The 16,736-nt window shown below is 72.9% G+C and carries 13 protein-coding genes; 4 read left to right on the top strand and 9 right to left on the bottom strand.

Going from position 1 to position 16,736, the window contains the following annotated elements; translation table 11 throughout:
- Positions 1–135 precede the first annotated feature (135 nt).
- Together AB0K14_RS29810 and AB0K14_RS29805 are read right to left on the bottom strand one after the other, a co-directional pair.
- A complete protein-coding gene (locus AB0K14_RS29810) occupies positions 136–891 on the bottom strand; it encodes a crotonase/enoyl-CoA hydratase family protein (RefSeq protein WP_360452479.1) in 756 nt (251 codons plus the stop codon).
- Positions 888–2,480 (bottom strand): acyl-CoA dehydrogenase family protein, encoded by a 1,593-nt coding sequence (locus tag AB0K14_RS29805; protein ID WP_360452481.1) that lies wholly within the window; start codon positions 2,478–2,480, stop codon positions 888–890. The genes AB0K14_RS29810 and AB0K14_RS29805 overlap by 4 nt, the downstream gene beginning before the upstream one ends.
- Positions 2,481–2,568: 88 nt before the next feature.
- Here AB0K14_RS29805 and AB0K14_RS29800 point away from each other — a divergent pair, with 88 nt between their 5' ends.
- Both AB0K14_RS29800 and AB0K14_RS29795 read left to right on the top strand, forming a co-directional pair.
- The gene (locus AB0K14_RS29800; protein ID WP_360452483.1) at positions 2,569–3,933 is read left to right on the top strand and encodes an FAD-binding oxidoreductase; all 1,365 of its coding nucleotides are present in this window, start codon (positions 2,569–2,571) and stop codon (positions 3,931–3,933) included.
- 14 nt (positions 3,934–3,947) lie between these two features.
- Positions 3,948–5,183, top strand: coding sequence for a class I SAM-dependent methyltransferase (locus tag AB0K14_RS29795; RefSeq protein ID WP_360452485.1), 1,236 nt, complete (start codon positions 3,948–3,950; stop codon positions 5,181–5,183).
- A 54-nt stretch (positions 5,184–5,237) separates the two neighbouring features.
- On the opposite strand, the gene AB0K14_RS29790 is transcribed toward AB0K14_RS29795, so the two are convergent.
- The 6 genes from AB0K14_RS29790 to AB0K14_RS29765 form a co-directional block, all read right to left on the bottom strand.
- Entirely contained in the window at positions 5,238–5,720 is a 483-nt protein-coding gene (locus tag AB0K14_RS29790) for a GNAT family N-acetyltransferase (protein WP_360452487.1), read from the bottom strand.
- A 16-nt stretch (positions 5,721–5,736) separates the two neighbouring features.
- On the bottom strand, positions 5,737–6,579 hold the full coding sequence (locus tag AB0K14_RS29785) for a trypsin-like peptidase domain-containing protein (RefSeq protein ID WP_360452489.1): 843 nt from the start codon (positions 6,577–6,579) through the stop codon (positions 5,737–5,739).
- 45 nt (positions 6,580–6,624) lie between these two features.
- Positions 6,625–8,748, bottom strand: coding sequence for an EAL domain-containing protein (locus AB0K14_RS29780; RefSeq protein ID WP_360452491.1), 2,124 nt, complete (start codon positions 8,746–8,748; stop codon positions 6,625–6,627).
- Positions 8,749–9,105: 357 nt separating this feature from the next.
- Positions 9,106–9,870 carry an ESX secretion-associated protein EspG gene (locus AB0K14_RS29775; RefSeq protein WP_360452493.1) on the bottom strand — a complete coding sequence of 255 codons (765 nt, stop codon included), beginning with the start codon at positions 9,868–9,870 and terminating at the stop codon, positions 9,106–9,108.
- A complete protein-coding gene (locus AB0K14_RS29770; protein ID WP_364339381.1) occupies positions 9,867–11,585 on the bottom strand; it encodes a PPE domain-containing protein in 1,719 nt (572 codons plus the stop codon). Before AB0K14_RS29770 ends, AB0K14_RS29775 begins: the two co-directional genes overlap by 4 nt.
- Before the next feature lie 12 nt (positions 11,586–11,597).
- Positions 11,598–11,945 (bottom strand): hypothetical protein, encoded by a 348-nt coding sequence (locus AB0K14_RS29765; RefSeq protein ID WP_360462741.1) that lies wholly within the window; start codon positions 11,943–11,945, stop codon positions 11,598–11,600.
- A gap of 224 nt (positions 11,946–12,169) precedes the next feature.
- On the opposite strand from AB0K14_RS29765, the gene AB0K14_RS29760 reads away from it, so the two are divergent.
- Complete coding sequence (locus tag AB0K14_RS29760) at positions 12,170–14,923, top strand: BTAD domain-containing putative transcriptional regulator (RefSeq protein ID WP_360462744.1); 2,754 nt, start codon at positions 12,170–12,172, stop codon at positions 14,921–14,923.
- A gap of 91 nt (positions 14,924–15,014) precedes the next feature.
- Here AB0K14_RS29760 and AB0K14_RS29755 read toward each other — a convergent pair whose 3' ends face one another.
- Complete coding sequence (locus tag AB0K14_RS29755) at positions 15,015–15,491, bottom strand: hypothetical protein (protein ID WP_360462747.1); 477 nt, start codon at positions 15,489–15,491, stop codon at positions 15,015–15,017.
- A 216-nt stretch (positions 15,492–15,707) separates the two neighbouring features.
- Here AB0K14_RS29755 and AB0K14_RS29750 point away from each other — a divergent pair, with 216 nt between their 5' ends.
- A complete protein-coding gene (locus AB0K14_RS29750; protein WP_360462749.1) occupies positions 15,708–16,736 on the top strand; it encodes a hypothetical protein in 1,029 nt (342 codons plus the stop codon).

Here is a 16,736-nt window from a genome sequence, read left to right as displayed (position 1 = left end):
GCTCGGAACGGCGGCCGGTTGTCCTGAGCGTTGAACTCGGGGGTCCTGAACGTAGGACACGCGGGACGCGAACGTAGGACACGCGCGTTCTGAACGTAGGACACGCGCGTTCTGAGGGTAGGACACGCGCGGGGGTCAGAAGTGGCCGTGGCGGCCCTCGCCGGAGTGGAAGCGGCGCAGGCCCTGTTCGACCTCGGTCAGCGAGGTCAGGCCGTGGTCCAGTTCGTTGGTCAGGGCGTCCTGCTCGGACAGGCCCTCCTGTTCGAGCAGGGACAGGCGGTCCTCGCGCAAGCACACCTGGGGGAACGCGGCCAGTTCCAGCGCCAGCGCCTCCGCCGCCGAACGGGACGTCCCCGGCGGCACCACCCGGTTCGCCAGGCCGATGTGCAGCGCTTCCCCGGCCGACACCGCACGGCCGGTCAGCACCAGGTCCATCGCCCGCGACGCACCGATCAACCGGGGCAACCGCACCGTCCCGCCGTCGATCAGCGGCACGCCCCAACGTCGGCAGAACACGCCGAACACCGCGTCCTCGTCGGCCACCCGCAGGTCACACCACAGCGCCAGCTCCAACCCGCCCGCCACCGCGTGCCCGGAGACGGCGGCGATCACCGGCTTGGACAGGCGCAGCCGGGTCGGCCCCATCGGACCGGACGTCGACCGCGGGTCGTTGCTCCGGGCGGTGCCCAGCGCCTTCAGGTCCGCGCCCGAGCAGAACGTGCCGCCTTCCCCGTGCAGCACGGCCACCGCCGCGGTCGGGTCCTCGTCGAACTCGCGGAACACCTCGGTCAACGTGTGCGCGGTCGGGCCGTCCACCGCGTTGCGCACCGCAGGCCGGTTCAGCAGCACGGTGAACACCGGCCCCGACCGCTCCACCCGCACCGCGCTCACGGCTTCGGCCGCCCCCGCTCCACGATCGCCCCGAAGTCGACACCGCGCGGCAGGGTGCCGAACGCCACGCCCCAGTCACCGGACAGCCGCGACGCGCAGAACGCGTCCGCCACCGCCGGGTGGCCGTACCGGACCAGCAACGCTCCCTGCAACGCCAGCGCCATCCGCTCCACCAACCTCCGCGCCCGCACTTCCAGGTCGGCGAGGTCGGTCAGCTCATCCTTGATCCCGTCGACCGCTGCGTCCAGCCGCCGATCGGCACCGCGCGCCGCGTCCAACTCGCCGAAGAACTCCTCCACCGCCTCCGCCGAACGCCCGAGGGCGCGCAGCGCGTCCAGCGCTGCCACGTTCCCCGAGCCCTCCCAGATGGACATCAACGGCGACTCGCGGAACAGCCGGGGCATCCCGGAGTCCTCGATGTACCCGTTGCCGCCCAGGCACTCCAACGCCTCGGCGGCGTGCGTCGGAGCCCGCTTGCACACCCAGTACTTGCTCACCGCGAGGCCGAGCCGGCTGCGGTTGCCGGCCAGCCACAACGCGACCGTGGTCGCCGCCTCCGACTCCACCGCCAGGTCGGCCAGCACGTTGCGCATCGCGGGCTGGTCGACCAGGTACGACCCGAACGCCTTGCGGTGCGCCGCGTGGTGGGTGGCCTGGGTCAAGCCCAGCCGCATCCCCGACGCGGAGCCGAGCACGCAGTCCAACCTGGTCGTGTTGACCATCTCGATGATGGTCCGCACGCCCCGCCCCTCCTCGCCGACCAGCCACCCGACCGCGCCGTCGTACTCCAGCTCCGCGGACGCGTTCGACTTGTTGCCGAGCTTGTCCTTGAGCCGCTGGAGGAACATCGCGTTGCGCGTCCCGTCGGGCAGCACGCGCGGCAGCACGAAGCACGACAGGCCGCCGGGCGCCTGCGCCAGGGTCAGGAACAGGTCCGACATCGGCGCCGAGGTGAACCACTTGTGCCCGGTCAGCAGGTAGTGGTCACCGACGGGCACGGCCCGCGTCGTGTTCGCCCGCACGTCCGAGCCGCCCTGCTTCTCGGTCATCGACATGCCCGCGATGAGGCCGCGCTTGGTCGACGGCGCGCGCAGCCCGAAGTCGTACTCGCGCGACGCCAGCAGCGGCTCGTACCGCGCCGCCAGCTCGGGCGTCGCGCGCAACGCGGGCACGGCCGCGTACGTCATCGAGATCGGGCACCCGTGGCCGGCCTCGGCCTGGCTCCACACGTAGAACTTCGCCGCGCGGGCGACGTGCGCGCCCGGCCGGTCGTCCTGCCACGGCGCGGCGTGCAGGCCGTTGGAGACGGCGGTCCGCATCAGCTCGTGCCACGAGGGGTGGAACTCGACCTCGTCCACCCGGTGCCCGTACCGGTCGTGGGTGTGCAACACGGGCGGGTGAACGTTGGCCAGCCGTCCCAGGTCCTGGACGTGCGCGGTGCCGGCGAGCACGCCGAGCGCGCGGACCTCGGGTTCGGCCCACTCCGCGCCACCGCGCCGCAGGCCGTCCAGCAACGCCGGGTCGGCGGAGACGTCGTGGCCCGCCAGCGGCGGCGCCTGGTTGGTCACCTCGTGAGTGGCGTGGGTCATAACCACGTAGACTACTACCCACCGGTAACTTAGACAGCCGTGAAATTTGGGGGTGCTGATCAAGCTCCGGCCGCCTAACGTCGGTGCCGTGAGGGATCAGCGGCAGAGCCAGGACCACGAGCGGGCGGTGGCCGCGTTGCGCGGTCAGTACGCGGCGATCCCGGCGGGCGCACCCGTGCGGTTGGCCAAGTCGACGTCGAACCTGTTCCGGTTCCGCGCCGACCAGTCCGGGGGACTCGACGTCGCCCGGTTCGACCGGGTCCTCTCGGTCGACCCGGCCGCGCGGACGGCGCAGGTCCAGGGCATGACGACCTACGAGAACCTGGTGGACGCGACCCTGCCGCACGGCCTGATGCCACTGGTCGTGCCGCAGCTCAAGACGATCACGCTGGGCGGCGCGGTGGCGGGCCTCGGCATCGAGTCCAGCTCGTTCCGCAACGGCCTGCCGCACGAGTCCGTGCGCGAGCTGGAGGTGATGACCGGCGACGGCGAGGTCGTCGTCGTGGGTCCGGAGGACGACCTCTTTCGCGGGTTCCCGAACTCGTACGGCACGCTCGGCTACACGTTGCGACTGGACATCGAGCTCGAACCGGTCAAACCGTACGTGCGGCTGCGGCACGTGCCGTTCGCGGACGCGGCCGAGTGCGCGCGAACCATCGCCGAGGTCTGCGCCGAGGGCTCCTACCAGGGCGAACCGGTCGACTTCGTGGACGGGACGGTGTTCTCCGGTGGCGAGCAGTACCTGACGCTGGCGAACTGGGCCGACACCGCGCCGTGGGTCTCGGACTACACCGGCAACCACATCTACTACCGGTCCGTGCAGCAGCGCAGCTTCGACTACCTCACCGTGCGGGACTACCTGTGGCGGTGGGACACCGACTGGTTCTGGTGCTCGCGCGCGTTCGGCGTGCAGCACCCGGTGGTGCGGCGGTTGGTGCCCAAGCGCTACCTGCGGTCCGACGTGTACCGCAAGGTCGTGGCCTGGGACCGGCGGCACAAGCTGTCGGACCGGTTGAGCAAGGCGGTGCAGGAACCGGTGATCCAGGACGTGGAGATCCCGGTGGACCGGCTCGCGGAGTTCCTGGACTTCTTCCACCGGGAGATCGGGATCAGCCCGGTGTGGCTGTGCCCGGTGCGGCTCAGGAGCCGCGAGGACGGGCGCCCGCCGAGCTGGCCGCTGTACCCCATGGACCCGGACGTGCTCTACGTCAACGTCGGCTTCTGGTCGACGGTGTCGTTGCGGCCCGACGAGGAGCTGGGCAGCCGGAACCGGCTGATCGAGGACAAGGTCACCGAGCTGGGCGGCCACAAGTCGCTCTACTCCGACTCGTACTACGGCGAGGAGGAGTTCTGGGACAACTACAACGGTCCGATCTACGACGACCTGAAGAAGCGGTACGACCCGGCGGGTCGGCTGCCGGATCTGTACGCCAAGTGTGTTCTCCGTAGGTGAAGGGAGCCGCGGCCATGCGGTTGGCGGAGGTGTTCCAGCGGGCGGTCGGAGGCGACGCGTCCGTGGGGTTCAGCGCGTACGACGGCAGCCGCGCGGGGCCGGCCGACGCGGGTGTGCGCATCGAGGTGCGTTCACCGGAGGCGTTGTCGTACCTGGCGTCGGCGCCGGGCGAACTGGGGTTGGCGCGCGCGTACGTGACCGGGCACCTGGAGATCATCGGTGACGTGTACGGGGCGTTGAAGCACCTGTCCGAAATGTCGTTGCGGGAGGTGCCCTGGGGCGAGCGGGTGGAGCTGTTGGCCACGCTCGGCCGCACCAGGCTGGGTACGCGGGTGGAGGTCCCGCCGCAGGAGCGCCGGTTGCGCGGCCTGCGGCACTCGAAGGCGCGCGACCGCGAGGCGATCGCGCACCACTACGACGTGTCGAACACGTTCTACGAGTGGATCCTCGGACCGTCCATGGCGTACACGTGCGCCGTGTACCCGACCGCGGAGTCCACCCTGGAGGAGGCGCAGTTCACCAAGCACGACCTGGTGGCGCGCAAGCTGGGGCTGAAGCCGGGGATGCGGCTGCTCGACGTCGGCTGCGGCTGGGGCGGCATGGTGATGCACGCCGCGCGCGAGTACGGCGTCAAGGCGCTGGGCGTGACGTTGTCGCGCAACCAGGCGGAGTGGGCGCAGAAGGCCATCGTCGAGGCGGGCCTGTCCGACCTCGCCGAGGTGCGCTACCTCGACTACCGGGACGTGCGGGAGACCGGGTTCGACGCGGTCAGCTCGATCGGTCTGACCGAGCACATCGGCAAGGCCAAGCTGCCCGCGTACTTCCGGTCGCTGTACGGGAAGCTGAAGCCCGGCGGGCGGATGCTCAACCACTGCATCACCCGGCCGGACAACAAGCAGCGGGCGCGGACCGGCGGGTTCATCGACCGGTACGTGTTCCCGGACGGTGAGCTGGTCGGGCCGGGGCACATCGTGTCGTTGATGCACGACACCGGCTTCGAGGTGCGGCACGAGGAGAACCTGCGCGAGCACTACGCCATGACGCTGGCGGGGTGGTGCGAGAACCTGGAGAAGCACTGGGACGACGCGGTGACCGAGGTCGGGCTCGGCCGCGCCAGGGTATGGCGGCTGTACCTGGCGGCGTCCCGGTTGGGCTTCGAGCGCAACAACATCCAGCTGCACCAGGTGCTGGGCGTGAAGCTGGACGGCACCACGTCGCACATGCCGTTGCGCCCGGAGTGGCTGAGCTGAGGTGAGGTGACGCGGGTCGGCGTCGCGCGGCTCCCCGTCGCGCGACGCCGGCCCTCACCGCACCCGGAACCGCAGCCGCGTGGACGGCACCGGCTCCACCCGGTCGACCTCGGTGACGGCGCCGGTCGCGACCGAGGCGACGACCGACCGCCAGAACGCGGCCGCGACCGGGTTGGCGTGGTCGAAGGACAACGTCCAGAGCCCGGGGTGCCGGGCGAACAGCCGTCGTGCCGCCTCGCGGGCCACGCCCCGCCGCCGGTGGCCGCGGGCGACGAAGAACTCGGCGACGTTCCACGAGCCGTCGTCGTCCACGTCGCCGCGGGCCAGGGCGAAGCCGGCGAGCCCGCCACCGACCTCGATGAAGTACGCCTCGCGCGCGGGCTCGGTGAAGTAGTGGTCCAGGTACGGGTAGCCGAAGGTGCCGTGCCGGCTGAGCGGCAGGTCCCGGATCTCCGAGAAGTCGTGTTGGTAGAGCTGGACGAGGTTCGCCAACACCACTTTGTCGACCGCGTCGACCGGCACGATTCCCACGTCCACGACCCGATCCAACCACTCACGACAGCCCGTTGACGATCTGCCGCACCTGGTTGGCCGGGATCGCGAAGCCGATGCCCACGCTGCCCGCCGCACCGCTGTCCGACGCGGGCGAGTAGATCGCCGAGTTGATGCCCACGACCTCGCCGGCCGAGTCGACCAACGGCCCGCCCGAGTTGCCCGGGTTGATCGAGGCGTCGGTCTGGATCGCCTGGTAGCTCACCGACGACGAGCCGCGGCGACCGGTCGACGTGCCGGGCACGGTGACCGTGCGGTCGAGCGCGCTCACGATCCCCGACGTCACGGTGCCCTGGAGGCCTTCGGGCGAACCGATCGCCACGACCTGGTCACCGATCTTGACCTGGTCGGAGTCGCCGAACTTCGCGGGCGTCAGCCCGCTCACCCCCGACGCCTGCACGACCGCCAGGTCGCTCGACGGGTCGGTGCCGACCACGGTGGCGTCGACGGTCCGACCGTCGCTCAACGTCACGGTCACCTGCTGGGCGCCCGCGACCACGTGGTTGTTGGTCAGGATCCGCCCGTCGGAGGTCAGCACCACGCCCGAGCCGAGGCCCTGGCCCTGTGCCGACACGACGTTCACCTGCACCACGCTCGGCAGCACCCGGGCGGCGATCGCCGAGACGTCCGAAGTGGACGTCGCGTTGAGCGCCACCGGGCTGCCGCTCGTGGTCGCCACCGCGGCGCCCGACGCGTTCACCGCGCCGACCACACCGCCGGTGACCCCGCCGAACAGCGCGGCGACCAGCGCCGCCGAAGTCACGACCGTGCCGGTGCGCCGCCGCCAGAACGGCGCCCGCTCCTCCAACGACCCGCGCAGCGCGGGGAAGTCCTGTGTCGTCATGACCTCAGCGTCGACCCCGAGCCTATGAGCAGGCTGAGCGTCCCATCAGGACTTGCCAAGAATCGCGGCGACCTCGTCGGCCGAGAGCGGCTCCGAGCCGAACAGCGGGCCCTGCGCCCCCGTCACACCCAGCTCCACCAGCCGCCGCGCCTCGAACTCCGTGCGCACGCCCGCCGCGTACAGGGGCAGGCCCAACGTCCGCGTCCACGTGAGCAGCGCCACGGCCGCGCTCTCCTCGAGCCGGTTCGCGCCCTCCGCCAGCCCGTAGACCGGCGAGCCCTGGAACTTCACCGCCGTCAACGGGATCCGCCGCAACCGGTCCAGCGGCAGGTTGCCGCCGCCGACCTGGTCGAGCACCAGCCGCACGCCGTGCCCGGCCAGGTACGTCAGCTCCTCCACCTGGTCCTCGTTGATCAGCGCGGGCAGCTGCTCGCCCAGCTCGAACTGCAGCAGCCGCGCGGGCAGGCCGGCCTCCCGCAACGCCTGCCGCACGGTCGCCACCAGCTCCGGCTCCTGGCACTGCCGGGCGGTCAGGTCCATGCTCACCACGGGCGCGGCGTCGCCGAACTCGGCGTGCCACCGGCCCGCGTCCTCGCACGCCTGCCCGATGGCCCACCGGCCCAGCCGTGCCGCCATGCCGGTGCACGTGGACAGCGACACCAGCTCCTGCGGGTCGAGCACGCCCTCGGTCGGGTGGTCCCACCGCACCCGCGCCTCGACGGCCAGCAGCGACCCGTCGGCCAGCGAGCGCACCGGCTCGTAGTCGACCCGGAACTCGCCCTGCTCCAACCCGCCGGAGATCGACGCGGCCAACCGCATCCGGGCACGTTCCCGCTCGTCGCGCGCCTGGTCGTAGAGCGCCCACTGCGCCTTGCCGTCGTCCTTGGCCCACCGCACGGTCAGGTCGACGCACCGCAGCAGCTCGGCCGCGTCCGCACCGCGGGCCTTCCGCACCACGATGCCGACGCTGGCGGTCACGCCGATGCCGTCGTCACCGACCCACACCGGTTCCACGAGCCGTTCGAGGGCCGACTCGGCCAGCGCCACCATGGACGCCACGTCGTGCGGGTCGTCGACGAGCACGCCGAACTCGTCCGGTCCGATCCGGGCCAGCCGCCCGATCCCGTCGAACACCGCCCGCAGGTGCCCGGCGACCGCGGTGAGGACCCGGTTGCCGACCTCGTGCCCGAACGCGTCGTTGACCACTCGGAACCCGTCGAGGTCGAACACGACCAGCGCGAGCTCCGCGGGGCCGCGCGGGCCGACCGCGCCCTCCAGCCAGCCCACGAACTGCGCCCGGTTCGCCAGCCCGGTCTGCACGTCGTGCAGGCTCTGCCGGACCAGCTGCGACTGGAGCGCCCGGACCTCGTCCAGGCTTTCGATCATGGTCACGTAGAAGGCGGGTTCGCCCTCGTCGTCGCGCAGGAGGGCGAGCGCGACGAGCACGTCGACCGGTTCGCCGTCGGCGCGCACGAGCCGCGTCTCCACCCGCACGTGCTCCTGCCCGGCGTGCAACCGCTGGGCGACCCGTGAGATCAGGTCGCGCTCGTCCGGGTGGACCAGGTCGCGGCTGATCGACCCGACCAGCTCCTCGGCGGTGCGGTCGAGCATGGTCAACATGGCGTCGTTGCAGTCGAGGATCACGCCGTCGACGTCGGAGACCGTGATGGCCAGCGCCGAGGTCTGGAACACGGCGCGGAACTTCGCTTCACCCGCCCGCACCGCCGATTCGGCTGATCGGGTGGACCTCAACGCGTTGGCGTGACGCTGCTCCTGGTCGTCCAGCGCGCGTCGGCGCACCGCGTCGGCGAACCCGGCGGCCACCGCGCCCAGCACGGCGATCACGCGCTGCGAGTCGGTGGGGTCGACGTCCAGGTGTTCACCGACGAGCGTGAGCGTCCGCTCCAGCGTCTCGGGGGCCACCAGGCCGTGCTCGACCAGGCCGCGGCCGACCGCGTGCGCGGCGGACGTCGGCCCGTTCGGCCGGACGGCGGCGCGCAGCTCGTCGGTGTACTCGGTGAGCAGGGCTTGCAGCCGGTGCGGCGGCAGGTCGGCGAGGGCGGAGGCCGGGACGGTGTCGACGACGGCGTCGGCCCAGCGGCAGGCGAACGCGTCCCGGGTTTGCCCGGGTTCGTCACCGAGTCTCGCCGCGCCTGCCTGTTCGGCCATCGTCATTCAGCTCTGCGGGCCTGTCGTCGAAGGGCACCGTGTTGTCGGCGTGTCGCGTGAACGGATCACGGTGGTGCACCGACGTGGTATTTCCGGCCCACCGTCACTCGAATGGTGCAACTCGGGACCGCAGGTCCCAGCCAGCTTACTTGGCTGGGACCTGCCTTCGGCAAGACGATCAGCACTTCGCGAGCGCACCCGGGGCCCCGCTCGACGTTCTGAGCGTTGAACTCGGGGGTCCTGAACGTAGGACTCGCGCGTTCTGAACGTAGGACTCGCGCGACGCGAACGTAGGACTCGCGCGTTCTGGAGGTAGGACACGCGCGCGGTGTGAGGGTTGGACTCTCGGGCGGGTGGTCAGGAGACGGTGGCGAGGACGGAGGCGATCCGGGTGGCGATGCGGTCGTTGTCGGTCGGGGCGAGGCTGAGCCAGCCGTCCTCGTTGACCATCAGGTAGCGGCCCTGGTGGGTGTCGAACCAGGTGATCAGCGCGCCCGCCCGGGTGCGGCGGTAGCCGCCGCCCACGGTGACGCCGAACTGGCCGCCCGCGACCCGGCTCGTGGCCAGCTCGCTGACCACCGTCGCGTCCTCCCGCGACAACCCGGCCTTCTGCAACGCCTCCCGCTCGTCCAGCTCGCCGCTGCCCCACGGGTCGTCGTCCTCGGCGTCCTGCGGCTCGCCCTGCATCGCCACGGCCGCGTTCAACGCCTCCACCCGCAGTGACAGCGCGGCGCCGGGCCCGGCGGACCCGTCCGGCAGCACCTCCACGATCGACCGGGCCAACGCCGTCGGCCGGATCTCCAGCACCCCGATCGAGCCGCCGTCGATCACCGCCAACGCGCCCCGCCCGCCGCCGGACACGGCCACCGCGCGCACCGACCGGTCCACCTGGGCGACCGCGTCCACGGCCACCTCGTGCTCGCCGAGCAACCGGAGCAGGCCCACCAGCCGGGGGTCGGGCTCGCCGTACGCGGCGAGCACCTCGTCCCGCACGCGCTTGCGCTCCTCCTCGGTGGAGCCGTGGCTCGGCACGTCCAGCGGGTAGGGCAGCCGACCGAGGCCGAGGTGGTGCCACAGCACGTCCAGCTCGCGTGGCGTGAGCACGAACTCGGGCTCGATCACGACTGGTCGCCCTTCTTGCGCGGCTTGGCGCCACCGATCACCGACGGCGGCAGGTTCTCGCCGGGCACCTCGAAGATGTCCTCACCGCGGATGTACGCCGCGGCCCGGTGCTCCTTGTCCTCGCCCTGCTGACCGCCGGCCGGTGCGCCACCCATCGGCGCGCCACCCGCCATCGGGGACGCCGCCGCCGCGCCGCCGGGGCCGAAGCCGCCGACGGGCATCGGGCCACGCGCGCCGGGACCGCCGACCGCGCCGGTCGAGCCGCCGGCCGCCAGCGCGCCGCCGCCACCACCGCCCGCACCGCCGGACCCCGTCGGGCCGAAGCCGCCGGCGCCGCCACCGCCGAAGCCGCCGGCGCCGCCACCGCCGAAGCCGCCCGCGCCGCCGCCGAAGCCACCCGGCGGCATGCCACCACCGGGCATCCGGGCGCCGCCACCGCCACCGCCACCGGCAGCACCACCACCGCCACCGCCGCCGGGCATGCCGGTCACCGGGGGCGTGCCGGGGCTGCCGGCCGGGATGTAGCTCGGCGGCTTCACGCCCGGCGGCAGGGTGCCGCCACCCTGGCGCGGCGGCGTGTTCGGGTTGGCCGGCTGGTACGGCGGCACGTAACCGCTGCTGCCGGGCGGGTTGTAGCCGCCACCGGCGGGAGGCGTGTAACCGCTGCCCTGGTAGCCCGGGCTGGTGGGCGCCGCGTACGGGTTCGCCACCGGCACCTGGGCCGCCGCGGCGGCGGCCGTGGTGCCCTCGGGCCGGTAGATCGGCTGCGGCGCGGCCGGGGCCGAGCCGGCGGCGTACGTGCCGGTGCCCGCGCCACCGTAGGACCCGGGAGCGGTCTGGTACGAGGCCGCGGCGGGCGAGTACCCGGCCGGGTGCGTGGCCGAGGTCGTCTGGGCGGGCTGGTAGGCCTGCGAACGCTCCATCGCCTGCGCCGCCTGCATCGGCTGGGCCGGCTGCGTCGCCGTGTAGGCCGAGGGCGCCGTGGCGCCGCCCGCGCCACCGGCGCTGTCCGCCGCCGCGCCCGCCAACGTCGCCGTCGACACCGCCCGCATCAGCGCGACCTGCGGCTCCTCGGTGCGACCGGTGACCGGGTTGAACGGCGCGCTGAACTGCGGCGTGGTCTGGTCGACCGCCTGCGACTCGCGCTCCATCGTGCTCATGACCGTCACGGCGTGCTCGTGCAGCGCCCGCGCGTGGTCGTTGGCCGCCTGCACGTCCGCGGCGGAACTCGCCAACCCCTGGATGCCGCCCGCGGTGAACACGCCGGTGGCCTGGTTCCAGTCGAAGTCGACCGGCTCGGGCATGCTGGCCCGGGCGTTCTCCATGATCTGGCTCTCGTCCTGCACCCGCTTGCCGACCTCGACCGCGGTCTCGGCGGTGTGCGTGACCCAGTCCGCCAGGCCCTTGATCGCGAGCCGCGCCGCGTCCGCCGCGTCACCGGTCCAGCCGGACTCGCTCACCGCGACCCGCTCGTTGATCAGCCGCGCGGACTCGGTCAGCTCGGTGCCGAACTGGCCCCACTCCGCGCCGATCTCGCCCGTCTGGCCGGGGTCGTTGTTGTTGTGCACCGCCTCGTACAGCTCGCGGTGCGACCGGGACGCCCAGTTCTGGGTGTCGGTCAGCACCAGGTCGACCTCGCGCTCGTCCCGCGTCAGCCGCCTCACCTGGCCCACCTGCATCGCCCGGGCCACCTGCGCCACCTGCTCGTCCGCCATCGCCGCCGCCCCCTAGTTCCCGCTCAGCCTGGTCAACGCGACGCCGCTCTCCTCGTCGACCGAGGTGAAGTTGCGGATCGCGCTCTGCACCGAGTCGTGCGTCTGCTGCAACACCTCGCGGTAGGCCGTCATCACGGCCACGAACGACCGCGGGTCGCCGTCCGCGCGCGTCTCGAACTTGCGCGCCAACCGGTCGCCGACGGGGTTCGCGCCGATCGGCGCGGGACGGGCGAGCCGACCGGCGCGCTCCAGCCACGAGTCGACCTGGTCCATCTGCTCCAGGAGCATCTTGCGCAGTTCCTCGCCGGTGGCGGGATCGAGCGACACCCGGCCGGAGTTCACGGTCTCCTGGAGTGCCACGACCTGACCGCTGGCGGTCGGGACTCCCTGGGGCGGGGCCACTTCATCCCCGTTCTCGGCGATGTACATCGGTATCCCTCGCGAAGGCAGCCTGCTGGACGAAACCCACCATCCCGGTCCGCTCCAACGCCCGGCCAACGCGCGCCCAACGCGGCCCGCCGGAATGCGGTGACAACTGTGGGAAACTCTTCGACTACAGGGTGACAACGCCGAAAGGGTTGCGGATGCGGGTGAACCTGCTTGGCCCTGTTGAGCTTGTTTCCCCAGGTGGGGAGGCCGTCCGCCTGGGTGCGGCCAAGCGGCGGACCGTGCTGGCCGCGCTCGCGCTGGAGCTGAACCGCGTGGTGTCCGGCGACCGGCTGCTGGAGCTGGTGTGGGACGGCTCACCACCGCCGCAGGCCAAAGCCGCCCTCCAGGGACATATCGCCCAGCTCCGCAAGGTCCTCGACCACGGTGTAGCGCTCGTCACCCGCGCGCCCGGCTACGTGCTGACCGGCGAACGCGCGGCCGTCGACGTGTTCCGGTTCGAGGACCTGTTGGTGACCGCCCGCGAGGCGTCGGACGAGGACGCGGTGCGGCTGCTGGGTGAGGCGTTGGCGTTGTGGCGCGGCCCGGTGCTGGCCGACGTGCCGGGCGACCAGCTGCGCGAGGCGGTGTCGGCGCGGCTGGAGGAGCTGCGGCTGGTGGCCGTGCAGGAGCTGGCGACCCGGCTGTCGCGGCTGGACCGGGCGGCCGAGGCGGTGTCCGGGCTGCGTGACGCGGTGGAGGCCAACCCGCTGCGCGAGGCGTTGGTGTCGCGGCTCGTGCTGGCGTTGCACTGGACCGGAAGGCAGGCCGAGGCGCTGGCGTTGTTCCACCGGACGCGGGAGCGGCTGGCCGAGGAGCTGGGCGTCGACCCCGGGCCGGAGCTGCGCGAGGCCTACCGGACCGTGCTGGCGGGTGACGCCGCGCCGGTGGACCGCACGCCCGCGCAGCTGCCCCGTGAGCACCGGGCCCCGGCCCAGTTGCCGCGCGAGCACCGCGGGTTCGTCGGGCGGGAGCTGGAGCTGTCGGACCTCGGCGCGAGCCTGACCGGGCACGACTCGGCGATCGGGCTGCTGGTCGGTCCGGCCGGGGTGGGCAAGACCGCGTTGGCGTTGCGCTGGGCGCACGGGGTGGCCGCCGACTTCCCGGACGGGCAGCTGTTCGTGAACCTGCGCGGGTTCGACGAGACCGAGCCGCTCGACCCGCGCACGGCCCTGGTCGGCTTCCTGCGGGCGCTGGGGCTGGCCGACTCGCAGATCGCGGTGGACCTGGAGGACCAGGCCGCGCAGTACCGGTCGCTGCTGGCCGGGCGGCGGGTGCTGGTGTTCCTGGACAACGCCCGGTCGGCCGCGCAGGTCCGGCCGCTGCTGCCCGGCTCGTCGCGCTGCCTGGTGCTGGTGACCAGCAGGCACCGGTTGGACGACCTGGTGGTCACCGAGGGCGCGTCGTCGCTGCACGTGCCGACGTTGCCGGAGGAGAGCGCCGAGCACCTGCTGGCCGCGGTGCTGGGCCGTCCGCGCATCGAGCAGGAGCCGGAGGCGGTGGCGGAGCTGGTGGAGCTGTGCGACCGGCTGCCGCTGGCGTTGCGGATCGCGGGCGCGCGGTTGGCGTCACGGCCGCGGTGGACGATCCAGTCGCTGGTGGACGAGCTGCGCGACGAGCAGGGGCGGCTGTCGGCGTTGTCGCTGCCGGAGGCGGGGCGCGGTGTGCACGCGGCGCTGGCGGTGAGCTACCGGGAACTGCCCGAGGGCGCGGCGCGGCTGTTCCGGCGGCTGGGCCTGCACCCGGGCACGGACCTGGACAGCTACACGGCGGCGGCGTTGCTGGACATTAACGTGGTCAGCGCGCGCACGCACCTGCGCACGTTGGCGTACGCGAACCTGCTGCACGAGTCGACGCCCGACCGGTACTCGCGGCACGACCTGGTGCGGCTGTTCACCCACCACCTGGCGGCCACGGAGTCCGAAGTGGACAACCAGGTGGCGACCAACCGGCTGCTGGACTACTACCTGCACGTGGCGGACCGGGCGCGGGCGCACCTGTCCGACCACGTGCGGCCGTTCGGACCGGCCGAGCACCGGCCCGCGTCGTTCCCGGAGCTGCCTTCGCACGCGGCGGCGCTGGACTGGTTCACGCTGGAGGAGGCGAACCTCGGGCTGGCGCTGGACATCGCGGTGAACGGCGGGCAGCGGGAGCGGACGTGGCAGCTGGCGCTGTGCCTGGACGCGTTCCACTTCCGCCGGGGCAACCGGCTGGACCGGCTGGCGTTGTGCCGCATCGGGTTGGCGGCGACGCGCGCGCTGGGTGACGGGTACGCGGAGGCGACGTTCCTGCTGCGGTTGGGTTCGACGTTGGCCGACCTGGGGCGGATCGACGAGGCGATCGAGGCGTGCACGCGGGCGGCGTCGTTGGCCGACGGTGACCGGCACCTGGAGCTGGCGGCGTTGGCGAACCTCGGGTACTGCCTGATGGCGGACGACCAGCTGGACCGCGCGCAGGCGACGATCCTGGAGGCGCTGGAGGTGGCGCGCGAGGTCGGGGACGACCGGTCGCAGGCGAGCATCCAGAACAACCTGGCCAACGTGCTGCTGCGCAAGCACCAGCCGGAGGAGGCGTTGCGGCACGCGCGGGAGGCGTTGAGCCTGTTCCCGTCGGCGCCGTCCAAGGCCCACACGGCGACGCTGCACACCGTGGGCACCGCGTCCCAGCAGTTGGGCCGTGCCGACGAGGCCCTGGAGTCGTACCGGGCGGGGTTGGCGCTGGCGGCCCGGCTGGGCGACCGCTACCAGGAGGCGTTGTGCCACCGTGCGATCGGTGACGTGCTGGAGCAGTCGGAGGGCCCACCGGCCGCCCGCCCGCACTGGCTGGCCGCCTACCAGCTCTACCGCGACCTGCGCCTGCCGGACGCCGACGACCTGGCCCGCAAGCTCGACCTGACCACCTGCCCGACCTAGGACACCGGCGAGTCGTACGTTCGCGTCCCGCGTGTCCTACGTTCGGAACGACCGTGTCCTACGTCCAGGTACCCCGAGTTCAACGCTCAGGTCAGCGGCGGGCGGGGGTGCCGACCGTCGAGACGGGGTACGGGCCGGCGGTGGAGCCGTCCGGCTGGTCCACGAACGCCTCGCCTGAAGTGCTGAAGCGGTCGGCCGACAACGCGCCCTCCTGGTGGCTGCGAACGGTGCCCAGCACGCCGCCACCGGGTGAGGGCAACGGGTGGGTGACCTCGAAGCCGAGCCCGTCCGCCGACGTGGTCCACCAACTGCCTCCGCCGACGCAGGCCGGCGCGCCGGCGATGCTGGTCTGGCCGGTGATCTCGACCCGGTGGTCGGTGCGGAACACGATGACGACCCTGGTCGGCGGCTTGCCGGGGGACGACACCGTGGTGTGCCACCGGCCGACCACCGAGTCGATCGCCGAGTCCGCGGCCGAGTCGGCCGCCGCACGGCGATCAGCGGGCCGGCCTTCGGGCCCGCAAGCTCGACCGGACCACCTGCCCCACGCCCTGAGCGTTGAACTCACGTGTTCTGAACGTAGGACACGCGCGTTCTGAAGGTAGGACACGCGCGTTTTGAACGTAGGACTCGCGGGTTCTGGAGGTAGGACACGCGGGTTTTGGAGGTAGGACACGCGAGGGTTGGGTGGTTGGGGTGGTCACTCGATCCGGTGACGGATCGGCGCGGCCGGTGGGACGTGCCGACACTGGAGGTCGGTTCGGTGGACCGGATGGAGAGTCGCGTGGAAGTCTCCCCGGCCGAACTCGCGGCCGACTTGCGCAGGCTCCGCCGCGGTCGCGGGGCCCAGGCGGCGCGCCTCGGCGACGAGGTCGGTCCGGCGTTGCGGGCGCTGTGCGGTGTCCGCGAGACCGACTCGCACGCCGCGGTCCGGGAGAAGGTCCGCACGACGCTGCGCGGGTGGGGCGCGAGGTTGCCGGTCGACCTGCGGGCGGTGTTCGCCGCCGCGCTCGCGCTGGACGTCGACGTGGCCGGCAAGTTCCTGGGCGAGCGGGAGCGGTCGCTGGCGGTCGCGTGCCACCGCGACGTCCGCACCATCCGGCGGCGCGTCGAAGAGGCGATCGACCTGGTCGCGGAGGACGCCGCGGCCGGGGCCCGCCCACCGCCCGGTGGCGAGGTCGACCACTGGCACGTCGAGCGGCTGGAGGCGCTGGTCCGTCTCGACGTGCCCGAGCCGCAGTGCGTCGAGCGCTGGACGATCGTGGCCGATCGCGACATCGGTGACCACGTCCGGGTCGCGGTGACCCCGCCGTGCGGGCCGGCCCCCGACGGCCACGGCTTGCGCGCCGTCCCGTTCTTCGGCGTCGAGGTGGCCGGTGAGCAGCGCGCGCCGAACGGTCGCCTGCTGCTGGACCTGCGCCTGCCGCGCACCCTGCACGCGGGTCAGCGGCACGAGTGCGGCCTGGTCGTCACCGCGGCCGGTGGTGGCGCGCGCTCGCAGCACCTCTACCGCCCGCAGCGGCGGTGCGAGTCCTTCGAGCTGACGGTCCGGTTCCCGGGTGCGCACGTGCCCACCGAGATCAGCCCCGTCCGGGGATCACTCGCGGCCGACGACTGGGCGGCCGACGACTGGGCGGCCGACGACTGGGCGGCCGACGACTGGGCGGCCGACGACTGGGCGGCCGACGACTGGGCGACCGGCGGCGAGGAGGTGGTGGTCGACGCGGTGCGCGAGGCGCACGCCGCTTTCGAGGACCTGCGCGCCGGCCACGTCTACGGGATCCGCTGGCGGCCGGAGGTGCCCGGCGGGTGA

Origin of the sequence: Actinosynnema sp. NPDC050801, from assembly GCF_040673975.1 — a bacterium.
In the GTDB taxonomy this organism is placed as follows: domain Bacteria; phylum Actinomycetota; class Actinomycetes; order Mycobacteriales; family Pseudonocardiaceae; genus Actinosynnema.
This window is presented reverse-complemented; position numbering and strand designations above follow the sequence as displayed.

Bases quoted from the DNA above. Each gene is read 5' to 3' on its own strand.
- AB0K14_RS29805 (WP_360452481.1), bottom strand. From the start codon at position 2,480: ATGACCCACGCCACTCACGAGGTGACCAACCAGGCGCCGCCGCTGGCG.
- AB0K14_RS29770 (WP_364339381.1), bottom strand. From the start codon at position 11,585: ATGGCGGACGAGCAGGTGGCGCAGGTGGCCCGGGCGATGCAGGTGGGC.
- AB0K14_RS29785 (WP_360452489.1), bottom strand. From the start codon at position 6,579: ATGACGACACAGGACTTCCCCGCGCTGCGCGGGTCGTTGGAGGAGCGG.
- AB0K14_RS29760 (WP_360462744.1), top strand. From the start codon at position 12,170: ATGCGGGTGAACCTGCTTGGCCCTGTTGAGCTTGTTTCCCCAGGTGGG.
- AB0K14_RS29795 (WP_360452485.1), top strand. From the start codon at position 3,948: ATGCGGTTGGCGGAGGTGTTCCAGCGGGCGGTCGGAGGCGACGCGTCC.
- AB0K14_RS29780 (WP_360452491.1), bottom strand. From the start codon at position 8,748: ATGGCCGAACAGGCAGGCGCGGCGAGACTCGGTGACGAACCCGGGCAA.